Source organism: Streptosporangium sp. NBC_01469 (genome assembly GCF_036227305.1).
Taxonomy (GTDB): domain Bacteria; phylum Actinomycetota; class Actinomycetes; order Streptosporangiales; family Streptosporangiaceae; genus Streptosporangium.
In genome coordinates, this window is the sequence record NZ_CP109465.1 from 10399180 (window position 1) to 10425479 (window position 26300).

A 26300-nucleotide genomic window follows, 5' to 3' on the forward strand; every position below is an offset into this window, starting at 1 on the left:
CACACATCCAGGAGCGACCCGAGCACACGTCCGAGACCGATCCGAGCATCCGTCCCGAACCGGGCCGAGCACCGGAACGCGGTCCGGGCGCCGCCGGGGTGGCCCCCCTGCCCGTACCGCCCGCGACGCCCCGAGCCGATGACGGCGCGAGGCGGGGCAGGGCGGGGGACTCAGTCTCCGAGGAGCGCGTCCACGAAGACCTCGGGGTCGAACGGGGCCAGGTCGTCGGGCCCCTCGCCGAGGCCGACCAGCTTGACCGGGACGCCCAGCTCGCGCTGGACGGAGATGATGATGCCGCCCTTGGCGGTGCCGTCGAGCTTGGTCAGGGCGATGCCGGTGATGTTGACGACCTCGGCGAACACCTGGGCCTGGCGCATGCCGTTCTGACCCGTGGTGGCGTCGAGGACGAGCAGGACCTCGTCGACCGTGGCCTTCTTCTCGATGACGCGCTTGACCTTGCCGAGCTCGTCCATCAGACCGGTCTTGGTGTGCAGCCGCCCGGCGGTGTCGACGATCACCACGTCGGCCTTCTCCCTGATGCCCTCGGCGACGGCGTCGAAGGCCACCGAGGCGGGGTCGCCGCCCTCGGGCCCGCGGACGACCGCGGCTCCGACGCGGTCTCCCCATGTCTGCAGCTGGTCGGCGGCGGCGGCGCGGAAGGTGTCGGCGGCGCCCAGCACGACCTTGCCGCCGTCACCGATGAGGACGCGCGCCAGCTTGCCGGTGGTGGTGGTCTTGCCGGTGCCGTTCACGCCGACCACGAGGACCACCGCGGGGCGCTCGCCGTGCGGCGTGACGTGCAGGGTGCGGTCCATGTCGACGCCGATCTGGGCGAGCAACTGCTCCCTGAGCAGGGCGCGCGCCTCCTGGGGCGTCCGGCTGCCCAGCACCTTCACCCGGGTGCGCAGCTCGTCGACCATCGCCCGGGTCGGCGTCACGCCGACGTCGGCGGTGATCAGGGTCTCCTCGATCTCGTCCCAGGCGTCGTCGTCGAGACGGTCGCGGGAGAGCAGCTCCAAAAGCCCCTTGCCCAGCGTGCTCTGCGACCGGGCCAGCCGGGCGCGGAGCCGCACCATCCGTCCGGCGGACGGCGGAGGAACCTCGATCACCGGCGCGACGACGGTGACCTCCGCGGGCTCGACCGGCTTGGCCGGCGGCGGCACGGTGGTCGTCGCGTCGTCCTCCAGGACCGAGCCCCGGCCGGGGGCCTTCGTCTCCTCGGGGATCGACGGCGCCTCGGGCGGCTCGACCCGCGGCGGCGCGGTCCTGCCCCCGGACCTGAACAGCAGGAGCATGCCGCCCGCCGCCAACAGGGCGATGACGACGATGATCGCGATTATGCCGAGATAGGCTTCCACAAGAGCACAGTTTTCCAGACGCCCCGGGATGCTCCGACACCCCGGTGCTCCGGACGGGCCCGCGGTCCTTCACCGACGGTCACCACCCGACCCCTCGCGATCGCGCTCCCCCGACGGTTCAGACGGACTCGTGTTCCCTGAGGCGCTGGCTGATGACCTGGGTGACGCCGTCCCCGCGCATCGACACCCCGTACAGCGCGTCGGCGATCTCCATCGTGCGCTTCTGGTGGGTGATGATGATGATCTGCGAGGTCTGCCGGAGCTCCTCGAAGAGGGTCAGCAGGCGCTGGGTGTTGGTGTCGTCCAGCGCGGCCTCGACCTCGTCCATCACGTAGAACGGCGAGGGGCGCGCCTTGAAGATGGACACGAGGAACGCCACCGCGGTCAGCGACCGCTCGCCGCCCGACAGCAGCGACAGCCGCTTGACCTTCTTGCCCGGCGGCCGGGCCTCGACCTCGACGCCGGTGGTCAGCATGTTCTCGGGGTCGGTGAGCAGCAGCCTGCCCTCGCCGCCGGGGAACACCCGCGTGAAGATCGTCTCGAACTCGCGGGCCACGTCCGCGAAGGCGGCGCCGAACACCTGCTCGACCCGGTCGTCAACCTCCTTGACCACCAGCAGCAGGTCGCGGCGGGTCTTCTTGAGGTCTTCCAGCTGAGAGGTGAGGAACGAGTGCCGCTCCTCGAGCGCCGCGAACTCCTCGAGCGCGAGCGGGTTGACCTTGCCGAGCTGGGCCATCTGGCGGTCGGCCGCCCTGGCCCGCTTGAGCTGCTCGTCGCGGTCGTAGGGGACGGGCTCGCCGTCGGCCGTCGGGACCGGCTCACCGGGGCCGTACTCGGCGATGAGGGTGTCGGTCTCGACGCCGTACTCCTCCACCGCCCGCCCCTCCAGCTGCTCCAGGCGGAGCCGCTGCTCGGTGCGGGCCACCTCGCTGCCGTGCGCCCGGTTGACCAGCTTGTCCAGCTCACCGGAGAGTTCCCGGACGCGGATCCTGACGGCCTTGAGCGAGGCGTCGATCTGCCCGCGCGCCAGCTCGGCCTCGTCGCGCTCGCCGGCCGCGGCCCCCAGGGAGGTCTCCAGCGCGCGCAGCGCCAGCTCGGCGCCCCGGACGACCGCCTGCGCCGTCCTGGCCTGCCTGCGCCGCCACTCGCGGCGCTCGGCCGCCCTGGAACGCTCCTCGCGCTCACGCTCGGCGGCGCGCGTCAGCTCGTCGGCCCTGCCCTCGATGCCCCTGACCCGCTCCTCCGCCGTCCGTACGGCGAGCCGGACCTCCATCTCGTCCTGTCTGGCCGTCGCGCAGATCTCGGCGAGCTCGTCGCGGAGGTCGGTGGTGGGCTCGGTCTCCAGCTCCTCGGCGCCGACGGCGGCGGCGAGCCGCTCCTCCAGCTCGGCGAGACCGGCCGCGTCGCGGTCGCGCGCCTCCTCGGCGGCCCGTACGCCTCTGGCCAGGCGCTCGCACTCGTCGCGGGCCGCCTTGGCGGCGGCGCCCAGCTGGGCGAGACGCTTCGCCACCGCGGCGACCTTCTGGTCCGCGTCGCGCTGCCTGGCCCTGACCCGGTCCAGGGCGGCCTGCGCCGCGTTGACCCCGGCCTGCGCGTTCTGCACGCCCGTCTGCGCCTCGGCGACCCGCGCCTGGGCGGTCTCGACCGCGAGCTGCGCCTCCGCCTCGGCCTCGGCGGTCTCCTCCAGCTCCGTTCCCGCCAGCTCGGCGGCGACCCTGGCTTCGGCCAGGTCGGCGGCGGCCTCGTCGAGGGCGGCTCGCATCTGAAGCGCGGAGGTGCCGCCCGCGGAGCCGCCCCTGGCGGCGTGAACGCCCAGGAGGTCACCGGACCGGGTGACGGCCCGCAGCTCGGGGCGCTGCTCGACCGCCTTCCTCGCCGTCGCGAGGTCGTCCACGACCAGCACGTTCGCGAGCAGGTGAGCGGCGGCGGCCCGCAGCTCGGCGGAGACCGTGACCAGGTCGATCGCCCACTCGGCTCCGGCCAGCGGCACCTGCCCCGGCGAGCCCTTCCCCGCCTCGCCGGAGGCGATGACGAGGGTGGCGTGGCCGCCGTCGTGGCCCCTGAGGAACTCGATGGCGTCGGCGGCGCTCTGCAGCGACTCGACGGCGACGGCCTCGGCCGCGGCCCCGAGCACGGCGGCGACGGCCACCTCCACACCGGACCGCACGGACAGCATGGTCGCCACCGGGCCGAGCACCCCGGCCAGGTCGGCGGCGAGCAGGGCGGCGGCGCCGTCGGCACCACCGGCCAGGCCCATCTCCAACGCCTCGAACCTGGCCTCGAGAGCGGCCACCTGGCGCTGCGCCTGCTGGTCGGCCTTGCGGGCGGCGGCGAGGGCGGCCCTGGCCGCGCCGAGCGCGGAGCTCGGGCCCGCGACAGCCGCCTTGGCCTCCTCGACCCCGGCCCTGGCCAGCTCGACGGACTCCCTGGCCTGCTCGACCGTCTCCAGGGCGATCTCCAGCTCCTCGGCGAGGGCGGGGTCGGCGGACGGCTCGGCGCGCTCCTGACCCTCGTGTTCGGCCCGCGCCTCCTCGGCCCGCTGCTCGGCCTCCTCCAGCGAACGCCGCAGCCTGCCGATCTCCTCCTCGGCGGCCCCCGCCCGGCTGCGCGCCGCCCCGGCCTGCCCCCTGAGCCTGGCCAGGCCCTCGCGCCGGTCCGCGGCGGCCCTGGCCTCCGCGGCCAGCCGCCGCTCCTCGGCGGCGAGTGCGGCCTCGGTCTCGGCGCGCCGGGCCACCGCTCCGGCGAGCGACTCCCGCTCTCCGTCGAGCAGCTCGGCCAGGACCCGCTCCTGTTCGCGGACCTCCTCGGCCTCGCGCTCGAAGTCCTCGGGGTCGCGCCCGCGCCGCTCCACGGCGGTGTCGGTGGCGTGCCGGTGCCGCTCGGCGGCGAGCCCGGCCAGGCCCCTGAGGCGCTCGCGCAGGGATGAGAGGCGGAAGAACGTCTCCTGGGCCGCGGCCAGGCGCGGCTGGGCCTCGGCCTCGGCGGCCTCCAGCTCGGACTCGGCGACCTGGCCCTGCTCCAGCTCCGTCTCCACCGCGGCGCGGCGGGTGAGGACGGCCTCCTCGTCGGCCATCTCCCGTTCCAGGGTGGTCCGCAGGGTGAGCACGTCGTCGGCGAGCAGCCGGAGCCTGGCGTCACGCAGGTCGGCCTGGATGACGGCGGCCTTGCGGGCGATCTCGGCCTGGCGGCCCAGCGGTTTGAGCTGGCGGCGCAACTCGGTGGTGAGGTCCTGGACCCGGGTCATGTTGGCCTGCATGGCGTCGAGCTTCCGCAGCGCCTTCTCCTTGCGCTTGCGGTGCTTCAGGACGCCCGCGGCCTCCTCGATGAACGCCCTGCGCTCCTCGGGTCCCGCGTGCAGCACCTGGTCGAGCTGGCCCTGCCCGACGATGACGTGCATCTCGCGGCCGATGCCGGAGTCGGACAGGAGCTCCTGGATGTCGAGCAGACGGCAGGTGTCGCCGTTGATGGCGTACTCGCTCTGGCCCGCCCGGAACATCAGGCGGCTGATCGTCACCTCGGTGTAGTCGATCGGGAGCATGCCGTCGGTGTTGTCGATGGTCAGCGTGACCTCGGCGCGTCCCAGCGGGGCCCGCGAGGAGGTGCCGGCGAAGATGACGTCCTCCATCTTGCCGCCGCGCAGCGACTTGGCGCTGTGCTCGCCCATCACCCAGGCCAGGGCGTCGACCACGTTGGACTTGCCGGATCCGTTGGGACCCACGACAGCGGTGATGCCCGGCTCGAACCGGAGCGTGGTGGCCGAGGCGAAGGACTTGAACCCGCGCAGGGTAAGGGTCTTGAGATACAACGAAACCCCCCATCCACGGCGCGGCCGCGCCGGCCGGCGTGTCACGCGCCGCGTCCCGGGCGCCGGTGAACGCGTCTTCCCTTGTCAGCCCACGGCTTCAGTCACGCGGGAAGACTACCGTTCTTCACCCGCGCCCGCCCGCGCACCGCCTATGGTGCCCTGCATGGACGCGGAACGCGGTGGGGGCGGAGCTCCATCACACCCATCGGGCGGCAGGGGTCTTCTCAGACGGCGCGCCTTCCTCGTGGGCGGCGGGCTGACCGCGCTCGGCCTCGGCGGCGCCGCCCTGGCGGCCGGACCCGACGGCATCCGGGGCGCGTACGCCCAGATCGTCTGCGGCGCGGTCCCCGAGCCTCCGGCGACCTCTCCTGGAACGCTCCAGCGGAGCCAGGTCGACCGGCGGCGCGTGATCGTCGGAATGCCGCCGGGGGCCGTGGACGGGCTACCCGTGGTGATCATGCTTCATGGGGCCGCGGGTGACGCGCGCACGCCGTTCGACGTCTACGCGGTCGACCGCTACCTGGCCGCGGGCGGCGGGCGCTTCGCGGTGGCCTCCATCGACGACTGGCCCTCCGCCGACATCCCGGGCACGCTGCTGCCGTACCTGAACACGAACGGGATGGACACCACGAAGATCGGGCTGATGGGCTGGTCGTCGGGCGGCGCCGGGGCGCTGAGACTCGCCGCGGAGCTCGGCCCCGAGCAGGTGGGGGCGGTGGTCGCGGCGTCCCCGACGGTGAGCGCGGCGCAGGCGCCGCTGCGCGAGCTCGTGGACATCCCGGTCTGGCTGGGGTGCGGTGAGCGCGACGCGTGGGCCCGGCAGACCCAGACCATGCTGAAGGGCCTGAAGGCGCTGGGCGCCACGGCCGAAGGAGGGATCAGCAAAGGCTGCCAGGACACGGCCTACCGCCGCAGGGTGTTACCCGAGCAGCTGGCCTTCCTGGCACGACATATATGACGCACGTTACGGGTGTGACGTACGTATCGATATGACAAGGGACGCCCCTCGAGGCGTCCCTGGACAGTGTGTTCCGCCCCGGCCCCCGTTAGGTGAGGGCCGGCTCGCGATCCTGCAGACGGTTGAACTCCTCATCGCGGGTGCTAGCCGCGAGTTCGTCGTTCTGGGCCTGGAGCCGGGTGAGCTCTCCCTCGAGATCACGGATGCGCTGCTGGAGGCGACGCATTTCCGAGACCATACGAGGGTCGGGACCGCCGACGTGGCCGAGTAGAGCCTTCGCCATAGTAAAGGGTCCTCCACGCTGAGTGACCAGACTGGTTCGCGCACTTCTTTGCCGCGGGAGGGGTGCGCGTGGTTCTTTATCAAGAGTCGCACCGGTGAGGGAGGCGGTCAAGTTGAACGCTCCGGGTGGATGCACCAGTAGGCACTCTCGACGGTCAACTATACCTTATTTTGGGCGGTTTGGGGAAGTGGTCAGCGCTCGACAAAACCCTCGACATCGGCTTTGGTCTCGCTCCAGCGCTCGACGACTCCGTCGACCTTACCTGGCGTGTTCCCGCTCCCGAGCAGTTCAAGCAGCCTCGCACATGATTCCTCCGGGCCCTGCGCGACCACCTCGACCCGGCCGTCCTCGGTGTTGCGCGCCCAGCCGTCCAGGCCGAGTTCGAGCGCCCTGGCACGCGTCCACCAACGGAAACCCACACCCTGCACCCGGCCCCTGACCCAGGCCGTCAGCCGTACGTCCGTCACGCCGTGACCCCCCTCGGCCTGGGCTGGCAGCTGGGGCAACTGTAGGAGGAACGGTTCATGAACGATTCGCGGACGATCGGGGCGCCGCACCGGGAGCAGGGTTCGTCGCGCCGACCGTAAACCGCGAGGGAACGGTCGAAGTAACCGCTCTCCCCATTGACATTCACGTAAAGACTGTCGAAGGATGTGCCGCCCTCGGACAGGGCCGCGGACATCACCTCCCGGGCGGCGGCCAGCACCTCGGCCACCTTCGGCCCGGTCAGCGTCGCGGTGGGACGGGCGCCGTGCAGCCTGGCCCGCCAGAGGGCCTCGTCGGCGTAGATGTTGCCGACACCGCTGATCAGCGACTGGTCCAGGAGAGCCCGCTTGACCTCGGTCTGCCGGGCGCGCAGCCGGTGGGCGAACCCGTCGTCGTCGAAGTGCCTCTCGAACGGGTCGGCCGCGATGTGCGCGATCGGCTCGGGCACCGCCCGGCCGCCGGCGTGCGTCATGCCGGTCACCAGCACGTGGCCGAAGGTCCGCTGGTCGACGAAGCGCAGCTCGGGACCGCCGTCGGTGAAGCCGATCCGGACGCGCAGATGCCTCTCCGGCGCCGAGTCCGGCTCCACGACCAGCAGCTGGCCGCTCATCCCGAGGTGGGCCAGGATCGCGTCGGAGCCGTCCAGGGGCAGCCAGAGGTATTTGCCCCTGCGCTCGGCGGGACCGACCGTGCGGCCCTCCAGCCTGGCGGAAAACTCCGCGGCGCCGGGGACGTGCCGCCTGATCGCCCTCGGGTGGAGCACCTCGGCGCGGGCGACGACCCGGCCGGAGACCCATCGCTCCAGACCGCGGCGTACCACCTCGACCTCGGGCAGCTCGGGCATGCGTCTCTCCTCGGGCGACTCGTGCGACATGGGTGAACTCGGGCTGAACCAGGCGACCCGTGTGGCGGGCGGCCGGATTCGCACCTGTCGCGATCCTGCTCGGGCGACGAGTGGCCGGTCAGCAGATTAGCTGGCCCCGAGCCCTTCGCGGCCCCGTTCGGTCCCGCCCGTCCCGCTCGATCCTGCTTCTTCGGGCGCCGGGTGAGCCGGTCAGCTGGCCTCGCGCCGCTCGCGGTCCTCGCGGATGCGGTTCCAGGCGGCCTCGGCGGCCTGCTGCTCGGCTTCCTTCTTCGAGCGCCCCGACCCCGAACCGTACGCCTCGCCACCGACGCGGACGACCGCGGTGAAGGACTTGGCGTGGTCGGGACCGCTCTCCTCGACATGGTATTCGGGCACGCCGAGCGACTCGGACGCGGTGAGCTCCTGCAGGGAGGTCTTCCAGTCGAGCCCGGCGCCGAGCGAGGCGGAGCGGGTGATGAGGGGGTCGAAGAGCAGGTGGACGACGCGGAACGCCTCGTCCAGGCCCCTGTTCACGTAGACCGCGCCGATGAGCGCCTCAAGGGTGTCGGCGAGGATCGAGGACTTGTCGCGGCCCCCCGTACCCTCCTCGCCCCGGCCGAGCCGCAGGAAGCGGCCCAGGCCCAGCGAGCGGGCCACGTCGGCGAGGGCGCGCATGTTGACCACCGCGGCCCTGAGCTTGGCCAGTTGCCCCTCGGGCAGGTCCGGGTGGTTGCGGTAGAGGGTGTCGGTGACGACCAGGCCCAGCACCGAGTCGCCGAGGAACTCCAGGCGCTCGTTGGTCGGCAGGCCGCCGTTCTCGTACGCGTAGGAGCGGTGCGTCAGCGCCCGCTCCAGGATGGCGACGTCAAGGCGCACCAGCAGGAGGCGCTCCAGCTCTTCCTTGACGAACTCGACGGCGACAGGCTTGACGCTTGTACCCACGGCTTCTCCTCGCACGTTCTCTCAGCGAATGCGCGATGGCGAAGGAAGGAGTGAGATGCCCGAAGATGTGGTGGGCGCCGGGAGGGCACGCGATTCTACCGCGAACCCCGGCGTCCACCACAGCCGCGGGCGGACCGCCATCGCAGGGGGTGCAGACGGTGACGCCGACCGGGGCCCGTGAAGGACCCGGCCGGCATCCGTCGGTCAGAATGCGATCAGGCGGAGGGCTCGATCACCTGACGGCGGTTGTAAGTGCCGCAGGTCGGACACGCCACGTGCGGACGCTTCGGCGAGCGGCACTGGGGGCAGCTCACGAGCGAAACCGCGGCGGCCTTCCACTGCGACCTGCGGGAGCGAGTATTGCTCCGCGACATCTTGCGCTTGGGGACAGCCACGTCAGCTCTCCTGATCGTTGTTATGTTCCGGAACCAGACCTTGCAGCTTTGCCCAGCGGGCGTCGATCACCTCGTGGCTGTGGCCAGGCTCGGCATCGGCCAGCCTGACCCCGCACTTCACGCAGAGCCCGGTGCAGTCTTCACCGCAGACCGGGCTCAACGGCAGTGTGAGCACAACCGCGTCGCGAAACACGGGTTCGAGGTCGAGAAGTTCGCCGTCAAGAAGCGAGTCACTCTCGGCAGCATCCTCTGCCGAGTAGAAGAACAGCTCCTGGAAGTCCACCTCGGTTAGCGAGGTGACCGGTTCCAGGCAGCGTGCGCACTCCCCCCGCAGCGGGGCTTGCGCAGTGCCCGTGACGAGCACACCCTCCATGACCGCCTCAAGCCGGATGTCCAGCTCGACGTCGGCGTCCTTGGGGACGCCGATCATGTCGACGCCGATGTCCGCCGGTGCCGGGAGCGCGAGATTCATCCTGCGCATCGACCCTGGTCGCCGCCCCAGGTCATGGGTCGAGATCACCCATGGGGCTCGGGGGTCAAGGTGCTGAGTCATTTCGCTCTCATTAGGCATGGCGCATCATCGCCGTCGTGCAAGGCCGAAATAAGAGAATAGCAGGGCCTAGCCCCTGAGCCGTTCGACCAGGAGTTCCTGCACAAGATCAGGTACCAGCCCGGCCACGTTCCCACCGTACTTGACGATCTCCTTGATGCGGCTGGACGACAGGAAGGAGACCTCTGGCCCCGTGGCCATGAACAGGGTCTCCACCCCGGACATCCGGTAGTTGAGCTGCGCCATCTGGAGCTCGTAGTCGAAGTCGCTGACCGCGCGCAGCCCCTTCACGATGGCGGGGATCTCCTGTTGCCTGCAGTAGTCGACCAGGAGGCCGTGGAACTTGTCCACGCGGACGTTCCCGTACTCCTTGGTGACCGTCTGGAGGGTCTGGATGCGCTCCTCCACCGTGAAGAGGCTCTTCTTCTCGATGTTGATCAGTACGGCTACGACGACCTCGTCGTACTGCCGGGAAGCCCGGCCGATGATGTCCAGATGACCGTTCGTGACGGGATCGAACGATCCCGGACAGACAACGCGACGCAAGGTGGACCCCCTGCTCTAAGGATTCCCGGCGGCGCGACCGTACCAAACGGACGCTTCGCCGTAACGACGGACCCTCTCCTCTTCGTACCCCGGAGGCCAGACCAGATCCTTTCCCCTGCTCTCCCGCTCCACCGCGACCAGCGCGTCCTCGGCCAGCCAGCCTCGGTCGCGCAGCAGCCCGAGCACCGCCTCCACCTCCTCGGCGCCCAGCGCGTACGGCGGGTCGGCGAGGACGAGGTCGTACGGCCTCCCGGCGTGCTCAACGTCTCCAGGGTGCTCAACGTCCCCGGGGTGCTCGGCGTTTCCGGCGTTTCCGGCGTTCCCGATGCCCCGAGCGCCTCCGGGACCCCTGGCCAGCAGCCGCTCCACCCTGTCGGCGGCGACCTCGGCCCCCGGCAGGCCCAGTGAGGCGACGTTCTGCCTGATCGTCCGGATCGCCCTGGCGTCCGACTCCACGAGAAGCGCGTGGCCGGCCCCCCGGGAGAGCGCCTCAAGCCCGAGCGCCCCCGAACCCGCGTAGAGGTCGAGCACCCGGCACCCCTTCAGCGGGCCGATCAGCGACCCCACGGTGGAGAAGATCCCCTCCCTGGCCCGGTCACTGGTGGGGCGGGTTCCCCGCCCCGGCGGCACGGCCAGCCGCCGTCCTCCTGCGCTTCCCGCGATGACTCGGCTCACCCGGCCATCCTCTCAGTGCCGTTCCCGCCGCCGTCCACGCTCCCGCCCCGGGGCGTCGTACGCAGCACGGCGTGTCGCGACGCATCACATAACCGCAGGTCAAAAGGGTCCTGGTAGGTGATCTAGGTCAAGAGTGGGCAAGGAGTGGCGACGAAAGCGTAAGGGTCGTTCCGTCCGGTGCCGGTCCCTTGCATGATGATTCCTGCGGCCTCCAAGTGACCCAGGGGGAGGCCGACCGGCGTGATCGTGAGCCCTTCCGCACGCCGGTGCTCTCGGCACCTGACCCGGGAGTGGGCCCAAGCGGGGACGGCATTCGGGGGGAGGCCGTCCCCGCAGTTGGGCCTCAGGGCCGGCATCCCGGCCCGGCATCACAGCCGGACACCGCGACCGGGCGTACCGGCCGAGCATCCCGCCCCACGCCGCGGACAGGCGTCGCGCCGGACACCGCGACCGGGCGTACGGCCGGGCATCCCATCGGACACCGGGGCCAGGCGTCGCAGCCGGCATCGCTGCCGACCCCGCCGCCGGGCGTCCCGCGGCCGGTGGACGCCCCTGCCCCGAGGAGCCCTCGGCCCCCTCGCCGCCCGCCCCATCAGGTCTTCTCCAGGTATTCCGCGCGCTCGTCCGCGAGGAGCCCGTCGATCTCCGCGCGGAGCACGGGATGGCCCGCCAGCTCAGGGTCGGCCTCCAGCATGGCCTCGGCGTCCAGGCGCGCGGCGTGGATGACGTCCTCGTCGCGGAGGAGCCTGAGCATCTTCAGCGACGATCTGCGCCCCGACTGGGCCACACCGAGCACATCACCCTCCCTGCGCTGTTCCAGGTCGACACGGGACAGCTCGAAGCCGTCCAGGGTGGCCGCCACGGCGTCGAGCCGCGCCCTGGCGGGCGTGCCCCCCGGGGAGTCGGTCACCAGCAGGCACAGTCCGGGCAGCCCGCCGCGCCCGACCCGGCCGCGGAGCTGGTGGAGCTGGGAGACACCGAACCGGTCGGCGTCCATGATGACCATGACCGAGGAGTTGGGGACGTCGACGCCGACCTCGATGACCGTGGTCGCCACCAGCACGTCGATCTCTCCCCTGGTGAAGGCCTTCATCACCGCCTCCTTCTCCTCCGGCGGGAGCTTGCCGTGGAGCACCTCGGTGCGGAGCCCGCGCAACGGCCCCTGCGAGAGCGTCTCCGCCACGTCGAGCACCGCCAGCGGCGGCCTGCGCTCGTCGTCGGCCTTCGACATGTCGCCCTCGTCGCCCTCCAGGTCACCGATGCGGGGGCACACGACGTAGGCCTGGCGGCCCAGCTCGATCTCCTCGCGCAGCCGCGTCCAGGCCCGGTCGAGGAAGTGCGGCTTCTCCGCGGCGGGGACCACGTGCGTGGTGATCGGGGCACGGCCCGAGGGCAGCTGGGAGAGCGTGGAGACCGTGAGGTCGCCGAAGACCGTCATGGCGACGGTGCGGGGGATGGGCGTGGCGGTCATGACGAGCACGTGCGGGCGGCCGCCCCCGGCCTTCTCGCGGAGCGCGTCGCGCTGCTCGACGCCGAACCGGTGCTGCTCGTCGACCACGACCAGGCCGAGGTCGGCGAACTGGACGCGCTCCTGCAGGACCGCGTGGGTGCCGACGACGATGCCCGCCGCGCCCGAGGCCGCGTCGAGCATGGCCGAGCGGCGGGCCGCGGCGCCCAGCGAGCCGGTCAGCAGGGCGACCGCGGTGCCGCCGAACATGCCGCCGGTGGCCAGGTCTCCGAGCATGGCCGAGATCGACCGGTGGTGCTGCTGGGCGAGCACCTCGGTGGGGGCCAGCAGCACCGCCTGCCCTCCGGCGTCGACCACCTGGAGCATCGCCCGCAGCGCGACGATGGTCTTGCCCGCGCCGACCTCGCCCTGGAGCAGCCGGTGCATGGGGTGGGACAGGGCCAGGTCCGCGGCGATCTCCTCGCCCACCTCGCGCTGGCCCTCGGTGAGCTCGAACGGCAGCCGCCCGTCGAAGTCGGCGAGCAGCCCGCCGGAGATCGCGGGCCGGGGCGTGGCCGGCCAGGAGGCCGCGACCATCCGGCGCTGCAGCAGCACCGCCTGGAGCAGGAACGCCTCGTCGAACCTGAGCCGCTTGCGGGCCCTGGCCACGTCGGCGTGGTCACGCGGCCGGTGGATCGCCAGCAGCGCCTCCGACAGGCCGGGAAGCCTGTGCCGGGCGCGCAGCTCCGCGGGGAGCGAGTCGTCGAGCTCCCCCATCGTGTCGAGGACCACGCCCAGCGCCCTGCGGATGGCCCAGGGCGTCACGTCCCTGCCCGCCGGGTAGATGGGCACGAGCGCGGCGGCGAACTCCTCGGCGCCCGTCTCGCTCTCCTCGATCATCTCGAACTCGGGATGGGAGAGCTGCCACTTGCGTTTCTCGCCCTGGCCGAAGGCGCCGACCTTCCCGGCGAACATGCCACGCCGGCCCGGCTTCAGCCGCGTCTCCGCGATGTGGGACGTCTTGCCGAAGAACGACAGGTAGATCTTGCTCCCCCGGGCGTCGACGACCTCGACCTCCAGCCAGGTGCCGCCCTTGTTGCGCATCGGCCTGCGCATCGCCCTGGTGACCTCGCCCACCACGGTGACGTGGTCGTCGACCCGCAGGTCGTCGAGGTCGGTCAGCTCGCCCCGCTCGGCGTAGCGCCGCGGGTAGTGCCGCAGCAGATCGCCGACGGTGCGCAGGTCGAGAACACTCTCCAGCAACTTGGCCGTCTTGGGGTCAAGCGCCTTCGCCAGCGGCTCGTCGAAGCTCGTCACCCCCGTTTTCTACCGTGCCCAGGCGACAGAATTCATCCGCCACGGCCTACCCGGCCGCTCGGCGCCGCCTCATTCCACCCCGATCAGCAGCGGGTAGCCGCCCTGCCCGCCCTCGTACCCGACCACCTCGATGTCCGGCCTGGTCTCGGCCAGATGGTCCTGTACGGCGCGGGCGAGCCCCTCGGGGGCGTTGGCGCCCTCCAGGACGGTCACCAGCTCACTGCTCGAGGAGACCATGCGGCGTACGACCTCCAGCGCGGTCGCCGCCAGGTCCGTGCCGATCAGCGCGGCGTCACCGTCGACCACCCCCAGGACGTCGCCGGGCGCGGTGAGGCCCGCGCTCGTCATGACCTCGCGGTCGGCCACCCAGACGTGCCCGTGGCGGGTGTGCGCGGCGGCTTCGGTCATGGCCACCACGTCGTCGTCGAAGCGGCGCAGCGGGTCGTGGACGGCCAGCGCCGACAGGCCCTGCACCGAGGCCCTGGTAGGGAGGACGCCGACCACCAGGCCCTCCTCCCTGGCGATCTCCGCGGCGGCGGCCGCGACCTCGCGCGTCCCACTGTCGTTGGGCAGGACCACGACCTCGGATCCGGCCTCGCGGATGGCGGCGAGCACCGCCGCCAGCGGCGGGCTCGAACCGGGCTCGCGCCGTACGACCACGGCCCCCGCCTCCTCGAACACCGCCGCCAGCGCGGGCCCCGCGGCCACCGCCACCACGCCCCGCCCCCGCGCGGCCGGGTGGATCCTGCCCGAGCCGACCAGGTACGTCACCTTGATCCGGTGGGGGCGGCCCAGCCTCATGGCCGCCTCGATCGCCGCGCCCGCGTCGTCCACGTGGACGTGGACGTTCCACAGGCCGTCCCCGCCCACGATCACCAGCGAGTCGCCGAGCGCGTCGAGCTCCTCGCGCAGCGCGGCGACCTCCTCGGCCCCGGCGTCCAGCAGGTACATGACCTCGTAGCCGGGGCCGTCTCCGCCCTCCCCGGCCTCCACGGCGGTCTCCGGGACGACCCGGTGGGCCGGGGCGGGGATGTCCACCCGCCCGGTGTACGAGTCGGTGACGACGGCGGCGAGACTCTCCAGAATGATCGTCAGACCCGCGCCGCCCGCGTCGACCACCCCGCCGCGGGCCAGCACGTCGAGCTGCCCCGTCGTGCGGCGGAGCGCGGAGCGCGCCTCCCCCGCCGCCCTCCTCGCGACCGAGGCGAGATCCTCCCGCCCGTCGCGCACCGCCGCGGCCACGGCCGTCAGGACGCTCAGGATCGTGCCCTCGACCGGTCTGGACACCGCGGCGCGGGCCAGCTCGGCGGCCCTGACCAGGCCCCGCCCGAGGTCGGCGCCGCGTCCCTCGGCCTCCCTGAGCACCTCGGCGAGACCGCGCAGCGCCTGGCTGACGATCACTCCCGAGTTCCCGCGGGCACCGAGCAGCGCCCCCTGCGCGAACGCCCGCCAGGTGGCCTCGGCCCCGGCGTCGTCGGGCAGCCCGTCGAGCGCCTCGGCGGCGGAGAGCATGGTCAGGTGCAGGTTGGTGCCGGTGTCACCGTCGGGCACGGGGAAGACGTTGAGCGCGTCGATCTCCTCGCGTGCCCTCCCCAGCGTCTCGGCGGCCAGCCGCGACCATCTGCGCACCGCGAGCGGGTCGAGAACCTGCAGCATTCCTGCCCTCCTGCTCCTGCTCACGCCCGCCGGACGGCCACAACGGCCCGGGACATCTCCCGGGCCATGATCGGCGCGTCCCCGGCGCGTCCGGCGCGCCTGACGCATCTGACGACCCGGCGCACCCGGCGTCTTCCGGCTCCGCGACCCGCCCGCCTCCGGTGGCTCCGCCTCCGAGGGCTCCGACGGCCCCGCGCCCTCACCACCCCGCCGATCCCGGTCGCGTCGCCTCCGTCCCCGATCCCGGTTCTCGGCTCTCCGGAGGAGACCAGCCGTGGCGTGTCCTGGAATGCGCTACGGTTGCCTCCGGAGATTATCCCCGTTCGACCGTTCACGGCGGCTCGCGTTCGCGTGCAGGGCCGGACATCGGATATCCTCGTGTGGCCAGCCGGTCGTCCCGGCGTGCCCGATGACCGCCGCCAGTGCGGCGGATCGAGCCTCTCGACTGATATAAGGAGCGAACCGTGGCTTCCGTCTGCGACGTTTGCGCTAAGAAGCCGACCTTCGGCAACAACGTCTCCCACTCGCACCGCCGCACCCGCCGCCGCTGGAACCCGAACATCCAGCCCGTGCGCGCAGTGGTGAACGGCACGCCGAAGCGGCTGAACGTGTGCACCTCCTGCATCAAGGCCGGCAAGGTCACCCGCTAGCCAGACCTTCGCGAAGCCCGCCGTCCCACTCGTTGGGGTCGGCGGGCTTCGCCGTTCCCGACGGGCCTTCGTCCCGCGCAGAGGCCGTCCCGCCTCAGGAGCCGCCCCGCTTCGGGAGACTCCCGTTTCAGGGACCACCCCTTCAGAGACCGCCCCGCTCCAGGAAACCTCCCGCTTCGAGAGCCGCCCCGCTTCAGGAGACCTCCTGCTTCAAGAGCCGCCCCGCTCCAGGAGACCTCCTGCTTCAAGAGCCGCCCCGCTCCAGGAGACCCTCCCGGTCAGGAGGCGCGCAGGCGCCAGGCGTGGTCCACCGGGCCGATGCCCGCTCCCAGGGGGAAGCCGTGCGCGATCGCGCCGGTGACGTACGCCTTCGCCTTCTCCACCGCAGACGGGACGTCCTCGCCGAGGGCGAGGTGGGAGGCGATCGCGGAGGCCAGGGTGCAGCCCGTGCCGTGGGTGTGCCGGTTGTCGTGGCGCTCGGCGGTGAAGCGGAACTCCCGCGTGCCGTCGGTCAGCAGGTCGACCGGGGCACCCGGCAGGTGACCGCCCTTGATGAGCGCCCACCCGGGCCCGAGTTCCAGGACCGCGTCGGCGGCCCGGCGCAGGTCGGCCTCGTCCTCGACCTTCACCCCGGTGAGCTGCAGGACCTCCCAGAGGTTGGGGGTGACCACCGTGGCCGTGGGCAGCAGGCGCGACTTCACCGTCTCCACGGCCTCGGGGGCCAGGAGCGCGTCGCCGTGCTTGGAGACCCCGACGGGATCGACCACGACGGGCACGTCCAGCCTCGCCAGGACCTCGGCCACCGTCTCCACCAGCACGGGTGAGGCGAGCATTCCGGTCTTGACCGCCTGGGCCCCGATGTCACCGAGTACCGAGTCGAGCTGGGCCCGTACCGCCTCCGGGGGAAGCTCCCAGTAGCCCTGCACGCCCACCGAGTTCTGTGCGGTCACCGCGGCGATCACACTCATGCCGTGCACGCCGAGGGCCAGCATGGTCTTCAGATCGGCCTGGATGCCGGCGCCGCCTCCGGAGTCGGAGCCGGCGACGGTCAGCACGCGAGGGGGGGTCGAAACGGTCATGGTCCTCATCCAACCAGCCCCGCCCCGGCCCGCGAAGCGCTCCCCCGGCTTTCCCCGCCCCCGGACGCCGGGCCTTCCAACACCGCTCCCGGGGGCCGAGACGCCTCCTCCACCGGCTCCCGCCACTGGGGGAACCCAGACACTGTTTTGGGGCGAAAGTCCGTCTCTGGCCGCTCTGGGATGACTTGGGCGGTTCGGAAGGCCCGCCATGGCGACACTCCGGGTCAGGCGACGGAGCACTCTCCCTGGTCGCTCTGGCAGCTCGCCGGGATCTCCGCGTCACCGCGCGCGGTGAAGGTGACGACGAGCTCCTCACCGGCTCCCAGGCCGTCCGGCGACTCGATCACCAGGTTGTCGCCGACCTGCTCCCATTCCGCCCCGCTCACCGAGGAGACCTCCCCGCTGACCGGCACGCTCACCTTCAGGTTCTCGACGTTCTCGTTCGCGGCGACCACGAGCTCGACGGTGTAGCTCCGCGACCCGTCCTGCACGACGTCGGCGCCGACCGTGATCGCGGCGCCCCCGGCGGGCGGGGGCGCGCTGAAGGTCGTCTCGCTGGGCACGGGATCGGGCCCGGCACTGTTCAGGGGCAGCTCGGCGGGAGCCTGCGTCCGGTCACTGACGACGAGAGGCTGGGGGGTGGGATCGGACGTGGGCTCATCGGCGGACTCGTCGGTGAGCGACGGCTCGTCGGTGAGCGGGGCGCGGGTGGCCTTCCGCGTCGGCGTGGGCCGGGGGGTGGAGGTGACCCCGCCTCCCCTGCGGGTGGAGGTGCGGTCGGGGGCGGGCGTGGACCTCGCCCTCTCGCCACCCGGCTCCGGTGTCTCGTCGCCCGCCTCCGAGGGCTCGTCGTCCGGCGCCGGTTCCTCGGCGGGCTCCTCGGCGAGGCCGGTGGCGTCGGCCTCGGGCACCGGCTGGTTCGACGCCGCCGCGACGCAACCGGCGGGCGGGCAGTCGGCCGGGCTCTCGGAGCCGGCCAGGGCCCGGACGCCGACCACGGTCCCGCCGAGCACCACGGCCACCGCGGCGACGACCAGCAACGTCTTCCTGACGCGCCCGCCGGACCTCTCCTCGTCCTCGGGCCACGGGTCGAACGCGGTGGACGCCGTGGACGTGTCGGACAGCTCGGACTCCGAAGTCCATCCCGACCCCAGGAAACCCGTCCGGGTCTCGGCGATCACCGACTCCTCGGGACGAAGCCGGCGCCCGATCGGCTCGTCCTCCCGACCCGGTCCCGGAGCGGACTCCGGCCCGCGTTTACCCCGGTTCGAGGAAGCCTCTTCCCCGTTTGCCCCGTGGCGGCCCATATGGCCCCTTTCTCGAAGGGAATCTCGACCGCCCATCTTCATACCAGTTAGATAACCGTTTGTCGCAATTTTCACAGATGTCGCAGGAAGTGGTAAGCATCACTCCCGGAAGTGATCCCAGCCTCCGCGATCGAGCAAAAGGCCCTTGACCTGCACGCCTTCACCCTCGACGACGTGGCCCACCACGTTCCAGCCCTCCGGGAGCCGTACGTGGGCCGGGAAGGTCGCGGCGAGCGCGTGGTCCTCGCCGCCGGAGAGAACCCACTCCAGCGGATCGACGCCGAGCAGCCGGGCGGCCTCCCGCATCGCCGGTGGGACGGCGAACGCCTCCGGGTCGAGGACGAGCGCGATCCCGGCCGCCACCGCCACGTGGCCGAGATCCTGGAGCAGGCCGTCGCTCACGTCGAGCATGGCGGTCGCGCCGAGCGCGGCGGCCTCCGGGCCACGCGCATAGGGGGGACTCGGACGGCGGTGGGCGTCGATCAGCTCCACCGGCCCGGTCAGGCCCGCGCGGAGCAGCGCGAGCCCGGCGGCGGCGTGCCCGAGGCGGCCCGCGAAGGCGACCACGTCGCCGGGACGGGCCCCCGACCGGGTGACCGGTGCCCGGCCGCCCAGGTCGCCGAGAGCGGTGACGGCGACCACGACGAGGTCGCAGCGGGTGATGTCGCCACCCACCACGCTGGCGCCGACGAGATCACACTCGTCGCGGAAGCCGTCGGTGAGCTCGTCCAGCCAGCCGGTGGCGGCGTCGACGGGCAATCCGAGACCGACCACGAGACCGGTGGGATCGGCCCCCATCGCCACGACGTCGGAAAGATTCTGCGCCGCGGCCTTGCGGCCGATGTCGTAGCCACTGGACCAATCGCGGCGAAAGTGCCTACCCTCAATCAACAGGTCAGTCGTCACGACGACCCGCCCGTCGGGAGCGCTCACCACCGCGGCGTCGTCCCCGGGGCCGAGCAACACGGTCCTACCTTGTGGCAAACGTCCGGCAATACGTGCAATAACCCCGAATTCGCCGAGATCTCCGACTGTGATGACACACCTCCCGTTCATCACAGGGTACGGTGGCCCTTCGGCACTGATCCAATCGCCCGGGAGGTCGTTATGGTGCAGGCCTACATCCTTATCCAGACCGAGGTCGGCAAGGCCGCGAACGTGGCGTCGGAGATCTCGGGCATCCCCGGTGTCACGCAGGCCGAGGACGTCACCGGGCCGTACGACGTGATCGTGCGCGCCGAGGCCCGCAACGTCGACGAGCTGGGGAAGCTCGTGGTGGCGCAGATCCAGGGTGTGGAGGGGATCACGCGCACGCTGACGTGTCCCATCGTGCACATCTGAGTCCGTAACCTGGGTCCGTGACCCGAGTCGGTGCCCGGCCCCACATCCGGGGCCCCGAGCCCACCCCCGATTGTCTGGAACATGACATGCCACTGCGGTTCGCCCGCCGGGCGGGGTGCGTCCTCGCCCTGCTGATCCTGGTGGGCTGCGGCGGCGCCGTCCGGGTCGAGCCGCCGGCTCCCGAGGGGCCCGCCGCCGCCGCGTGCCGGGCACTCGCCGAGCGGCTCCCGCGGAAACTCGACGGCGCGGACCGGACGGAGTCCACCCCCGCCTCCCCCTACGTCGCCGTGTGGGGGGAGGCGCGCATCGCCCTGCGCTGCGGGGTGCCGCGACCGGTGAGGATGTCACCGACCGACCAGGTGCCCGAGATCGACGGGGTGGCGTGGTACGCCGACCCGGCCAGGCCGACGCTGTTCACGGCGATCGGCAGGGAGGCCTACGTCGAGGTGACGATCGCGCGGGAGCACACCCCGCAGAACGTGCTGATCGACCTCGCGGCACCCATCAAGAGCGCCCTACCGCAGACCGGGTGAGCGTCCGAGCGCGAGCTGGATCAGCCGGTCGACCAGCTCCGCGTAGGGCACCCCGGTGGCGGCCCACAGCTGCGGCGCGACCGACATCGCGGTGAAGCCCGGCATGGTGTTGATCTCGTTGACGATCAGCCGTCCGTCGGGGGTGTAGAAGAAGTCGACCCGCGACAGGCCCTCGCAGCCCAGCGCCTCGAAGGCGCGGACGGCCATCGCCCGCAGCTCCTCGGCCGTCTCCTGGGGGAGGTCCGCGGGCACGGACAGGGACATGTCATCCCCGAGGTACTTGGCCTCGAAGTCGAAGAACTCGTGGTCGCCGTGGACCAGCACCTCGCCGGGCAGGCTCGCCCTGGGCGCCTCGTCGCCCGGCGACTCCAGCACCGCGCACTCGATCTCGCGGCCCGTGACGGCGGCCTCGACCAGCACCTTGGGGTCGTGCTCGCGGGCGAACTCGATGGCCCGCTCCAGCTCCTCCAGGTTGGCGGCCTTGGAGATGCCCTGGCTGGACCCGGCGCGCGCGGGCTTGACGAACACCGGCCAGCCGAGCTCCTGGACCTCCTTGAGGACCCGGCCGCGGTCGGTCCGCCAGTCGCGGTCGCGGATCACGACGTACGGGCCGACGGGCAGGCCGGCCGCGGCGAGGACCAGCTTCATGTACGCCTTGTCCATGCCGACCGAGCTGGCCAGCACCCCGGAGCCGACGTAGCGGACCCCGGCCATCTCCAGCAGCCCCTGGATCGTGCCGTCCTCGGCGAAGGGGCCGTGCATCACGGGGAAGACGACGTCGACCTGGCCGAGCTCGACGGGGATGCTGCCGGGGTCGTACGCCACCAGCGAGCCGCCGCCGGACGTCAGGGCCAGTGTCGCGCTCGCCGCGTCGACGGCGGGCAGCTCACCGCTCTCGATCTCGTAGCGCTGCTCCCCCGAGGCGAGCACCCACCGGCCGTCCTGGGCGATCCCGATGGGGACCACCTCGTACTTGGATCTGTCGATGGCCCCCAGCACGCTTCCCGCCCCGAGAATGGAGACGGCGTGCTCGGAATTGCGACCGCCGAAGACGACGGCGACCCTCGGTAGAGGTTCGTGCTGCTCACTCATGATGACCGAATCTACCCCCTGTTAGGGGGCAATCCGGCTGTTAGACGCGCCTACCTACCCGATGCGGGTAGTGAGTCGAGCGCCTTGGTCACGTCCATGATGAGATCCTCGGCGTCCTCCAGCCCGATGGAGAACCTGACCGCCGCCGCGTCGACCCCCGACCCCTCACCGAGCCGCCGGTGGGTGGTCGAGGCCACGTGCGCGGCCTTGGTACGGGTCCCTCCGGCGGAGGTGGCGATCGAGACGAGCTTGAGGGCGTCGGCCAGGGCCACTCCCGCGCCGTAGCCGCCGCGCGGGGTGATCGTCACGCAGGCACCGTACCTGGTGCCCTCGGGGCCGGAGTCGAACAGGTGCCTGGCGAGCTGGTGGCCGGGGTGTCCCGGCAGCCCCGGGTAGTCGACCCGGCGTACGGCGGGGTGCTTGGCCACGGCGGCGGCGAAGACCATCGCGGTGGAGCACATCCGGCGGACCCGCAGCGGCAGGGTCTCCAGCCCCCGGCGGAGCAGGAACGCGTCGTCGGGCGAGAGGCTGCCGCCGGTGTCGATCCGGACCTCGCGCAGCTGGGCGATCAGGTCGGGGCGGCCCACCGCCACGCCTCCGGCGCAGTCGTCGTGGCCGCCGAGATACTTGGTCGCGGAGTGGATCACCAGGTCGGCGCCGTGTTCGAGGGGGCGGCACACGATCGGGGTGGCGAAGGTGGAGTCGACCACCAGCAGCGCCCCCGCGGCGCGGGCGATCCGGTAGAGGCCCCGGATGTCGGAGACGGCCATGGTGGGGTTGGACAGCGTCTCCGCATAGATGATCTTCGTGTTGGGTTTGATCGCCGCCTGCACCCTGGCGAGTTCGCCGTAGCCGACGAAGTCCGCGCCGACCCCGAACCTGGCCAGCACGTTCGTGATCAGCGAGTGGGTCCCGCCGTACAGCGGGGTGGGGGCCACGATGTGCGCGCCCGCGCGCAGGAACGTCATCAGGACCGCGTTGACGGCGGCCATCCCCGAGGCGAACGCCTGCCCCGCCACGTCCTCGGGCGCCGCGGCACCCTCCAGGGAGGCCACCGCCGAGGCGAAGGCCGCGGTGGTGGGGTTGTCGATCCGGCCGTACGCGTAACCGGGGCCCTTCTCGTCGAACACCTCGGCGTACCCGGCGGAGTCACCGAAGCCCCACGCGGAGCTGCGCCACACGGGAAGACCGAGGGGGGTCTGCCGGGGAGTCTCGGGAGCGGGCAGGTGCACCGACCGGGTGTTCTCGCCCTTGCGCCTGCGCATCCGTCTGTTCATCGACCACGCTGTCCGTTCACAGGCCGTACCGTTCCGCCTTGGGAGTCCGCGACATCAGGAGCACCCCGGCCTCGCTGGGGGGCATCGCGTCGTGGACGACGGCCACCACCACCTCGGTGATCGGCATCTCCACGTCGTGTTTTCTGGCCAGTTCGAGCACCGACTCGCAGGATTTGACCCCCTCGGCGGTCTGTTTCGTCGCGGCGATGACCTCGTCCAGTGTCATGCCCCGCCCCAGATTCTCACCGAAGGTACGGTTCCGCGACAATGGGGATGTACAGGTCGCCACCAGATCGCCCATGCCCGCGAGGCCCGCGAAGGTGTGCGGGTCCGCGCCGAGCACCATGCCCAGCCGGGAGATCTCGGCCAGCCCGCGCGTCATCAGCATCGCCCCGACGTTGTCGCCGAGTCCCATCCCCGCAGAGATGCCGACCGCCAGGGCGATCACGTTCTTGACGGCCCCGCCGAGCTCGACCCCGATGACGTCGGGGTTGGTGTACGGGCGGAACCAGGGTGGCAGGTAGCAGGCCTCCTGGAGGCGCTCCATCGCCCGCTCGTCGGTGCAGGCGACCACGGTGGCGGCCGGCTGGCCCCGGACGATCTCACCGGCCAGGTTGGGGCCCGACACCACCGCGACCCGCTCCTGGGGCACCTCGGCGACCTCGCAGATCACCTCGCTCATCCGCTTGGTGGTGCCCAGCTCGATGCCCTTCATCAGGCTGACCAGCACCGCGTCGGGCGGCAGGTGCGGCTTCCAGCGGGTCAGGTTCTCCCTCAGGGTCTGGGAGGGCACCGCGAGCACCACGAAGTCGGCGCCCTCGAGGGCCTCGGCGGGGTCGGTGGTGGCGCGCAGCGTCTCGGGCAGCACCGCGCCCGGCAGGTAGTCGGGGTTTTCGTGCCGCCGGTCGATCGCCTCGACGACCTCCGGCCTGCGGCCCCACAGCGTCGTCCGGGTGCCCGCCCCGGCGAGGATCATGCCGAAGGTCGTCCCCCACGAGCCCGTGCCGAACACAGCCGCCTTGGTCATCGGTTCTCCTCGGGCGTGGAAACCCCCGCCTCGGGGCGAGGGAGAAGGCTCGGCGCGGTGCCGTACGGTTCGGCGACGGCGGTCACCAGGTCACCGCGAGGGTGACCTGCGGCGTCCTCACCGCCGGGATGGCGGAGAGGTGAGACGCCTGTAAAGCTGGGGTAGGACCTCAAGGGATTTCTCCTGGCGGGCGACCGGCGGTGAATCAGGAACTCTCACGGGCGACCGTGGGAATCCCCTCCCTTCGGGGAGGGGCGGATGTCAACACCGTACGCCGAAGTCAGTTGTCGGACGGTCGCTTGAACGGCGTCTCGGGTGCCTTCTCCCCGCGGATCTCGGCCAGCTGGGCCGTGATCGCCGCCATGATGTCGGCGGTCGCCTCGCGCAGGACGTCGGCGGAGAGCGGCTCCCCCTCGCGCACCGCGTACTTCGACAGGTCGACCGGCGGTCCCGTCTGCACGTGGAAGGTCTTGCGCGGCAGCAGGCGGGGCCTCTTGGCACCGTACGGCAGGATCTCCTGGGCTCCCCAGTGGGCGACGGGGATCACCGTCGCGCCGGTGGCCAGCGCGAGCCTGGCCGCGCCGGTCTTGCCCTCCATCGGCCAGAAGTCCGGGTCGCGGGTGCAGGTGCCCTCCGGGTAGAACATCACGCACGCCCCGGCGGCGAGCCGCCGCCGCGACTCCTCCAGCGAGCGCGCCGCGTCGGTGCTCCCCCGGTAGACCGGGATGGCCTGCAGCGCCCTCACCAGAGGACCGACCAGCGGCACCGAGAACAGACCCGACTTGGCGAGGATCACCGGCCAGCGGCCGTGGTTGTAGAGGAAGTGCGCGACGAGGATGGGGTCCAGCCACGACAGGTGGTTGGTCACCATGATGATCCCGCCCGTCCTGGGAAGGCGGTCGCTGCGACGCCAGTCCTTCTTGACCAGGAGCCACGAGATCGGCTTGACGATCACGACGGCGAAGGCGACCCAGAATCGCGAAGGCCATCCGGGGCGTCTCATGGGCTCCTCCATCTGAGCGGGATGCGTCCCAAGTCTCCCGGTTGGCTGCGGGGGATGTCGAGGCGGGATGCTTAAGGCTATGTCTGCTTCGGAGAACTCCGGCTGGACCCTCGTCGTCCCGGTCAAGACACTCGTCGCCGCCAAGACCCGCCTGTCGGCCGCGGCGGGCCCGCACCGGGCCGCGCTGGCCGTGGCGATCGCCTGCGACACCGTCGAGGCCGCGCTGAGCTGCGCGCTCGTCGCGCGGGTGGTCGTGGTGACGGGCGACCCGGTGGCCGCGGAGGCGCTCGGCGAGGTCGGCGCGCACGTGGTCGGCGACCCGGAGGCGGGGCTGAACGCCGCCCTGCGGCACGGCGCCCTGGAGGCGGCGCGGCTGGCGCCCGGCGACGCCGTCGGCGCCCTCCAGGCCGACCTCCCCGCCCTCCGCCCGGCGGAGCTGGCCCGCGTGCTGACCGCCGCCGCGGAGTTCGGCCAGGTGTTCCTGCCCGACGCCGCCGAGATCGGCACGACCTTCTACGGCGTACGGCCGGGGATGCCGTTCACGCCGGGGTTCGGCGGCGAGTCGCGGGAACGGCACCTGCGGCGCGGCGCCAAGGAGCTCTTCGTGGAGGGGGTGGAGTCGGTCCGCCACGACGTGGACACCCCGGACGACCTGCGCCTGGCGCTCGCCCTCGGCGTCGGCCCCCGCACGCTGGCGGCGGCGGAGAGGATCTCGGCGTCGAGCCGGGACGGCGGGTGGGCGTCCGGCCCGATCGGCGGGTGAGACGGGGGCGGCACGCGAGACACGGACCGGTCGGACGGACGGGCTCGGACGAACGGCCTCGGACGGACGAACGGGCTCGGGCGAACGGACGGGCTCGGACGAACGGCCTCGGGCGGACGAACGGGCTCGGACGAACGGACGGCCTCGGAGGGATGAGCTCGGACGGGCGGGCGGGGTCGGACGAACGGCCTCGGGTGGAAGTGGTTCGGACGGGGCGGGTCCCCGGGCGGGAGTTAGGCTGGGCGGATGCAGGCGACGGTGCGGGACTTCGACCCGGCGACCCGGTCTGGGTCGGTGTTCCTGGACGACGGGACCCGGATCCCGTTCGGCACGGCGGCGTTCGACGCGGGGCCGCTGCGGCTGCTCAGGTCCGGCCAGCGGGTCAACATCGTCATGGACGGCGACGACGTCACCTACGTCACCCTCTCGACCTTCCCCCTGCCCGGATAGCCGCCCCGGACTTCCCCCCCGTCCGGACGGACGGCGCCCGATGGACGCCCCCGGACAGGCCCCGCTGGAAAATCCTCAGGCGAGCTCCTCCCGGGCGGGCCCGGCGGAAAAGCCGGGCGCCCGGACTCCCGTCGCGGGAGTCCGGGCGCCTGTGCCCGAGGCCTACCTCTTCTTCGACGCCTTCTTGCCGCCGGTGTTGACGAGTTCCTTGAAGTCGGAGCCCGGCCGGAACTTCGGCCCCCAGCTCTCGGCGACGCGGATCTCGGCACCCGTCGAGGGGTTGCGGGCGGTGCGGGCCGGCTTGTGCACCATCTCGAAAGCGCCGAACCCCGTGATCGAGACCTTGTCGCCGTTCGCGACGGCGGTCTGGATGGCGTCGAGCACCGCGTTCACGGCCTCGGTGGCCGTCTTCTTGTCGCCCACCCGATCCGCGATGGCGTCGACGAGTTCCTTTTTGTTCATAAGGTTGCTCCCCCTGCTTACCGATGTCCGGGAGTGGGTCACGAGGCAGAAAAC

General features: G+C 72.0%; 26 protein-coding genes. 6 read left to right on the forward strand and 20 right to left on the reverse strand.

Features of this window, described 5'->3' with window-relative positions; genetic code table 11:
- Positions 1-170: 170 nt before the first annotated feature.
- Both ftsY and smc read right to left on the reverse strand, forming a co-directional pair.
- A complete protein-coding gene (gene ftsY, locus OG587_RS45370; protein WP_329085198.1) occupies positions 171-1358 on the reverse strand; it encodes a signal recognition particle-docking protein FtsY in 1188 nt (395 codons plus the stop codon).
- Positions 1359-1476: 118 nt separating this feature from the next.
- A complete protein-coding gene (gene smc, locus OG587_RS45375) occupies positions 1477-5163 on the reverse strand; it encodes a chromosome segregation protein SMC (protein ID WP_329085200.1) in 3687 nt (1228 codons plus the stop codon).
- 163 nt (positions 5164-5326) lie between these two features.
- Between smc and OG587_RS45380 the strand changes: the two genes are divergently transcribed.
- Complete coding sequence (locus OG587_RS45380; protein ID WP_329085201.1) at positions 5327-6121, forward strand: alpha/beta hydrolase-fold protein; 795 nt, start codon at positions 5327-5329, stop codon at positions 6119-6121.
- An 88-nt stretch (positions 6122-6209) separates the two neighbouring features.
- On the opposite strand, the gene OG587_RS45385 is transcribed toward OG587_RS45380, so the two are convergent.
- The 10 genes from OG587_RS45385 to OG587_RS45430 all read right to left on the reverse strand — a co-directional run bounded on the left by OG587_RS45385 (position 6210) and on the right by OG587_RS45430 (position 15262).
- Positions 6210-6404, reverse strand: a complete 195-nt coding sequence (locus tag OG587_RS45385; RefSeq protein WP_329085202.1) for a hypothetical protein — start codon at positions 6402-6404, stop codon at positions 6210-6212.
- Positions 6405-6595: 191 nt separating this feature from the next.
- On the reverse strand, positions 6596-6871 hold the full coding sequence (locus OG587_RS45390; RefSeq protein WP_329085203.1) for an acylphosphatase: 276 nt from the start codon (positions 6869-6871) through the stop codon (positions 6596-6598).
- Positions 6868-7734, reverse strand: a complete 867-nt coding sequence (gene mutM, locus OG587_RS45395) for a bifunctional DNA-formamidopyrimidine glycosylase/DNA-(apurinic or apyrimidinic site) lyase (protein ID WP_329085204.1) — start codon at positions 7732-7734, stop codon at positions 6868-6870. Before mutM ends, OG587_RS45390 begins: the two co-directional genes overlap by 4 nt.
- A 210-nt stretch (positions 7735-7944) precedes the next feature.
- The gene (gene rnc, locus OG587_RS45400) at positions 7945-8628 is read right to left on the reverse strand and encodes a ribonuclease III (RefSeq protein ID WP_329094214.1); all 684 of its coding nucleotides are present in this window, start codon (positions 8626-8628) and stop codon (positions 7945-7947) included.
- A 263-nt stretch (positions 8629-8891) separates the two neighbouring features.
- Positions 8892-9071 carry a 50S ribosomal protein L32 gene (rpmF, locus tag OG587_RS45405; protein ID WP_012894381.1) on the reverse strand — a complete coding sequence of 60 codons (180 nt, stop codon included), beginning with the start codon at positions 9069-9071 and terminating at the stop codon, positions 8892-8894.
- 1 nt (position 9072) lies between these two features.
- Positions 9073-9624 (reverse strand): YceD family protein, encoded by a 552-nt coding sequence (locus OG587_RS45410; RefSeq protein WP_329085209.1) that lies wholly within the window; start codon positions 9622-9624, stop codon positions 9073-9075.
- Positions 9625-9690: 66 nt separating this feature from the next.
- Positions 9691-10167, reverse strand: coding sequence for a pantetheine-phosphate adenylyltransferase (coaD, locus tag OG587_RS45415; protein WP_329085210.1), 477 nt, complete (start codon positions 10165-10167; stop codon positions 9691-9693).
- Between the two features lie 15 nt (positions 10168-10182).
- Positions 10183-10842, reverse strand: coding sequence for an RsmD family RNA methyltransferase (locus tag OG587_RS45420; protein ID WP_329085212.1), 660 nt, complete (start codon positions 10840-10842; stop codon positions 10183-10185).
- A gap of 592 nt (positions 10843-11434) precedes the next feature.
- Complete coding sequence (gene recG, locus OG587_RS45425; RefSeq protein WP_329085213.1) at positions 11435-13606, reverse strand: ATP-dependent DNA helicase RecG; 2172 nt, start codon at positions 13604-13606, stop codon at positions 11435-11437.
- A 69-nt stretch (positions 13607-13675) separates the two neighbouring features.
- Complete coding sequence (locus OG587_RS45430; RefSeq protein WP_329085215.1) at positions 13676-15262, reverse strand: DAK2 domain-containing protein; 1587 nt, start codon at positions 15260-15262, stop codon at positions 13676-13678.
- 464 nt (positions 15263-15726) lie between these two features.
- Between OG587_RS45430 and rpmB the strand changes: the two genes are divergently transcribed.
- Complete coding sequence (gene rpmB, locus OG587_RS45435; RefSeq protein ID WP_012894387.1) at positions 15727-15912, forward strand: 50S ribosomal protein L28; 186 nt, start codon at positions 15727-15729, stop codon at positions 15910-15912.
- A gap of 278 nt (positions 15913-16190) precedes the next feature.
- Here rpmB and thiD read toward each other — a convergent pair whose 3' ends face one another.
- From thiD to OG587_RS45450, 3 genes are all read right to left on the reverse strand, one after another.
- On the reverse strand, positions 16191-17000 hold the full coding sequence (gene thiD / locus OG587_RS45440; protein WP_443075365.1) for a bifunctional hydroxymethylpyrimidine kinase/phosphomethylpyrimidine kinase: 810 nt from the start codon (positions 16998-17000) through the stop codon (positions 16191-16193).
- Between the two features lie 215 nt (positions 17001-17215).
- A complete protein-coding gene (locus tag OG587_RS45445) occupies positions 17216-18172 on the reverse strand; it encodes a hypothetical protein (protein WP_329085219.1) in 957 nt (318 codons plus the stop codon).
- 225 nt (positions 18173-18397) lie between these two features.
- Entirely contained in the window at positions 18398-19354 is a 957-nt protein-coding gene (locus tag OG587_RS45450) for a thiamine-phosphate kinase (RefSeq protein ID WP_329085221.1), read from the reverse strand.
- Positions 19355-19405: 51 nt separating this feature from the next.
- Between OG587_RS45450 and OG587_RS45455 the strand changes: the two genes are divergently transcribed.
- Positions 19406-19639 carry an Lrp/AsnC family transcriptional regulator gene (locus OG587_RS45455; RefSeq protein WP_030913587.1) on the forward strand — a complete coding sequence of 78 codons (234 nt, stop codon included), beginning with the start codon at positions 19406-19408 and terminating at the stop codon, positions 19637-19639.
- An 86-nt stretch (positions 19640-19725) separates the two neighbouring features.
- The gene (locus OG587_RS45460) at positions 19726-20172 is read left to right on the forward strand and encodes a DUF3515 family protein (RefSeq protein ID WP_329085223.1); all 447 of its coding nucleotides are present in this window, start codon (positions 19726-19728) and stop codon (positions 20170-20172) included.
- Here OG587_RS45460 and OG587_RS45465 read toward each other — a convergent pair.
- The 4 genes from OG587_RS45465 to OG587_RS45480 form a co-directional block, all read right to left on the reverse strand.
- Complete coding sequence (locus OG587_RS45465) at positions 20155-21264, reverse strand: D-alanine--D-alanine ligase family protein (protein WP_329085225.1); 1110 nt, start codon at positions 21262-21264, stop codon at positions 20155-20157. The two genes, OG587_RS45460 and OG587_RS45465, sit on opposite strands and share 18 nt — an antisense overlap.
- 50 nt (positions 21265-21314) lie before the next feature.
- Positions 21315-22541, reverse strand: a complete 1227-nt coding sequence (locus OG587_RS45470) for a trans-sulfuration enzyme family protein (protein WP_329085227.1) — start codon at positions 22539-22541, stop codon at positions 21315-21317.
- A 16-nt stretch (positions 22542-22557) separates the two neighbouring features.
- A complete protein-coding gene (locus OG587_RS45475) occupies positions 22558-23568 on the reverse strand; it encodes an NAD(P)H-dependent glycerol-3-phosphate dehydrogenase (protein WP_329085229.1) in 1011 nt (336 codons plus the stop codon).
- Positions 23569-23848: 280 nt separating this feature from the next.
- Complete coding sequence (locus OG587_RS45480; RefSeq protein WP_329085230.1) at positions 23849-24571, reverse strand: lysophospholipid acyltransferase family protein; 723 nt, start codon at positions 24569-24571, stop codon at positions 23849-23851.
- A 67-nt stretch (positions 24572-24638) separates the two neighbouring features.
- On the opposite strand from OG587_RS45480, the gene cofC reads away from it, so the two are divergent.
- Together cofC and OG587_RS45490 are read left to right on the forward strand one after the other, a co-directional pair.
- On the forward strand, positions 24639-25334 hold the full coding sequence (gene cofC, locus OG587_RS45485) for a 2-phospho-L-lactate guanylyltransferase (protein WP_329085232.1): 696 nt from the start codon (positions 24639-24641) through the stop codon (positions 25332-25334).
- A 246-nt stretch (positions 25335-25580) separates the two neighbouring features.
- On the forward strand, positions 25581-25784 hold the full coding sequence (locus OG587_RS45490; RefSeq protein ID WP_329085233.1) for a hypothetical protein: 204 nt from the start codon (positions 25581-25583) through the stop codon (positions 25782-25784).
- A gap of 162 nt (positions 25785-25946) precedes the next feature.
- On the opposite strand, the gene OG587_RS45495 is transcribed toward OG587_RS45490, so the two are convergent.
- Positions 25947-26246: an HU family DNA-binding protein gene (locus OG587_RS45495; protein WP_329085236.1), complete on the reverse strand. Its 300-nt coding sequence runs from the start codon at positions 26244-26246 to the stop codon at positions 25947-25949.
- Between the last annotated feature and the right edge of the window lie 54 nt (positions 26247-26300).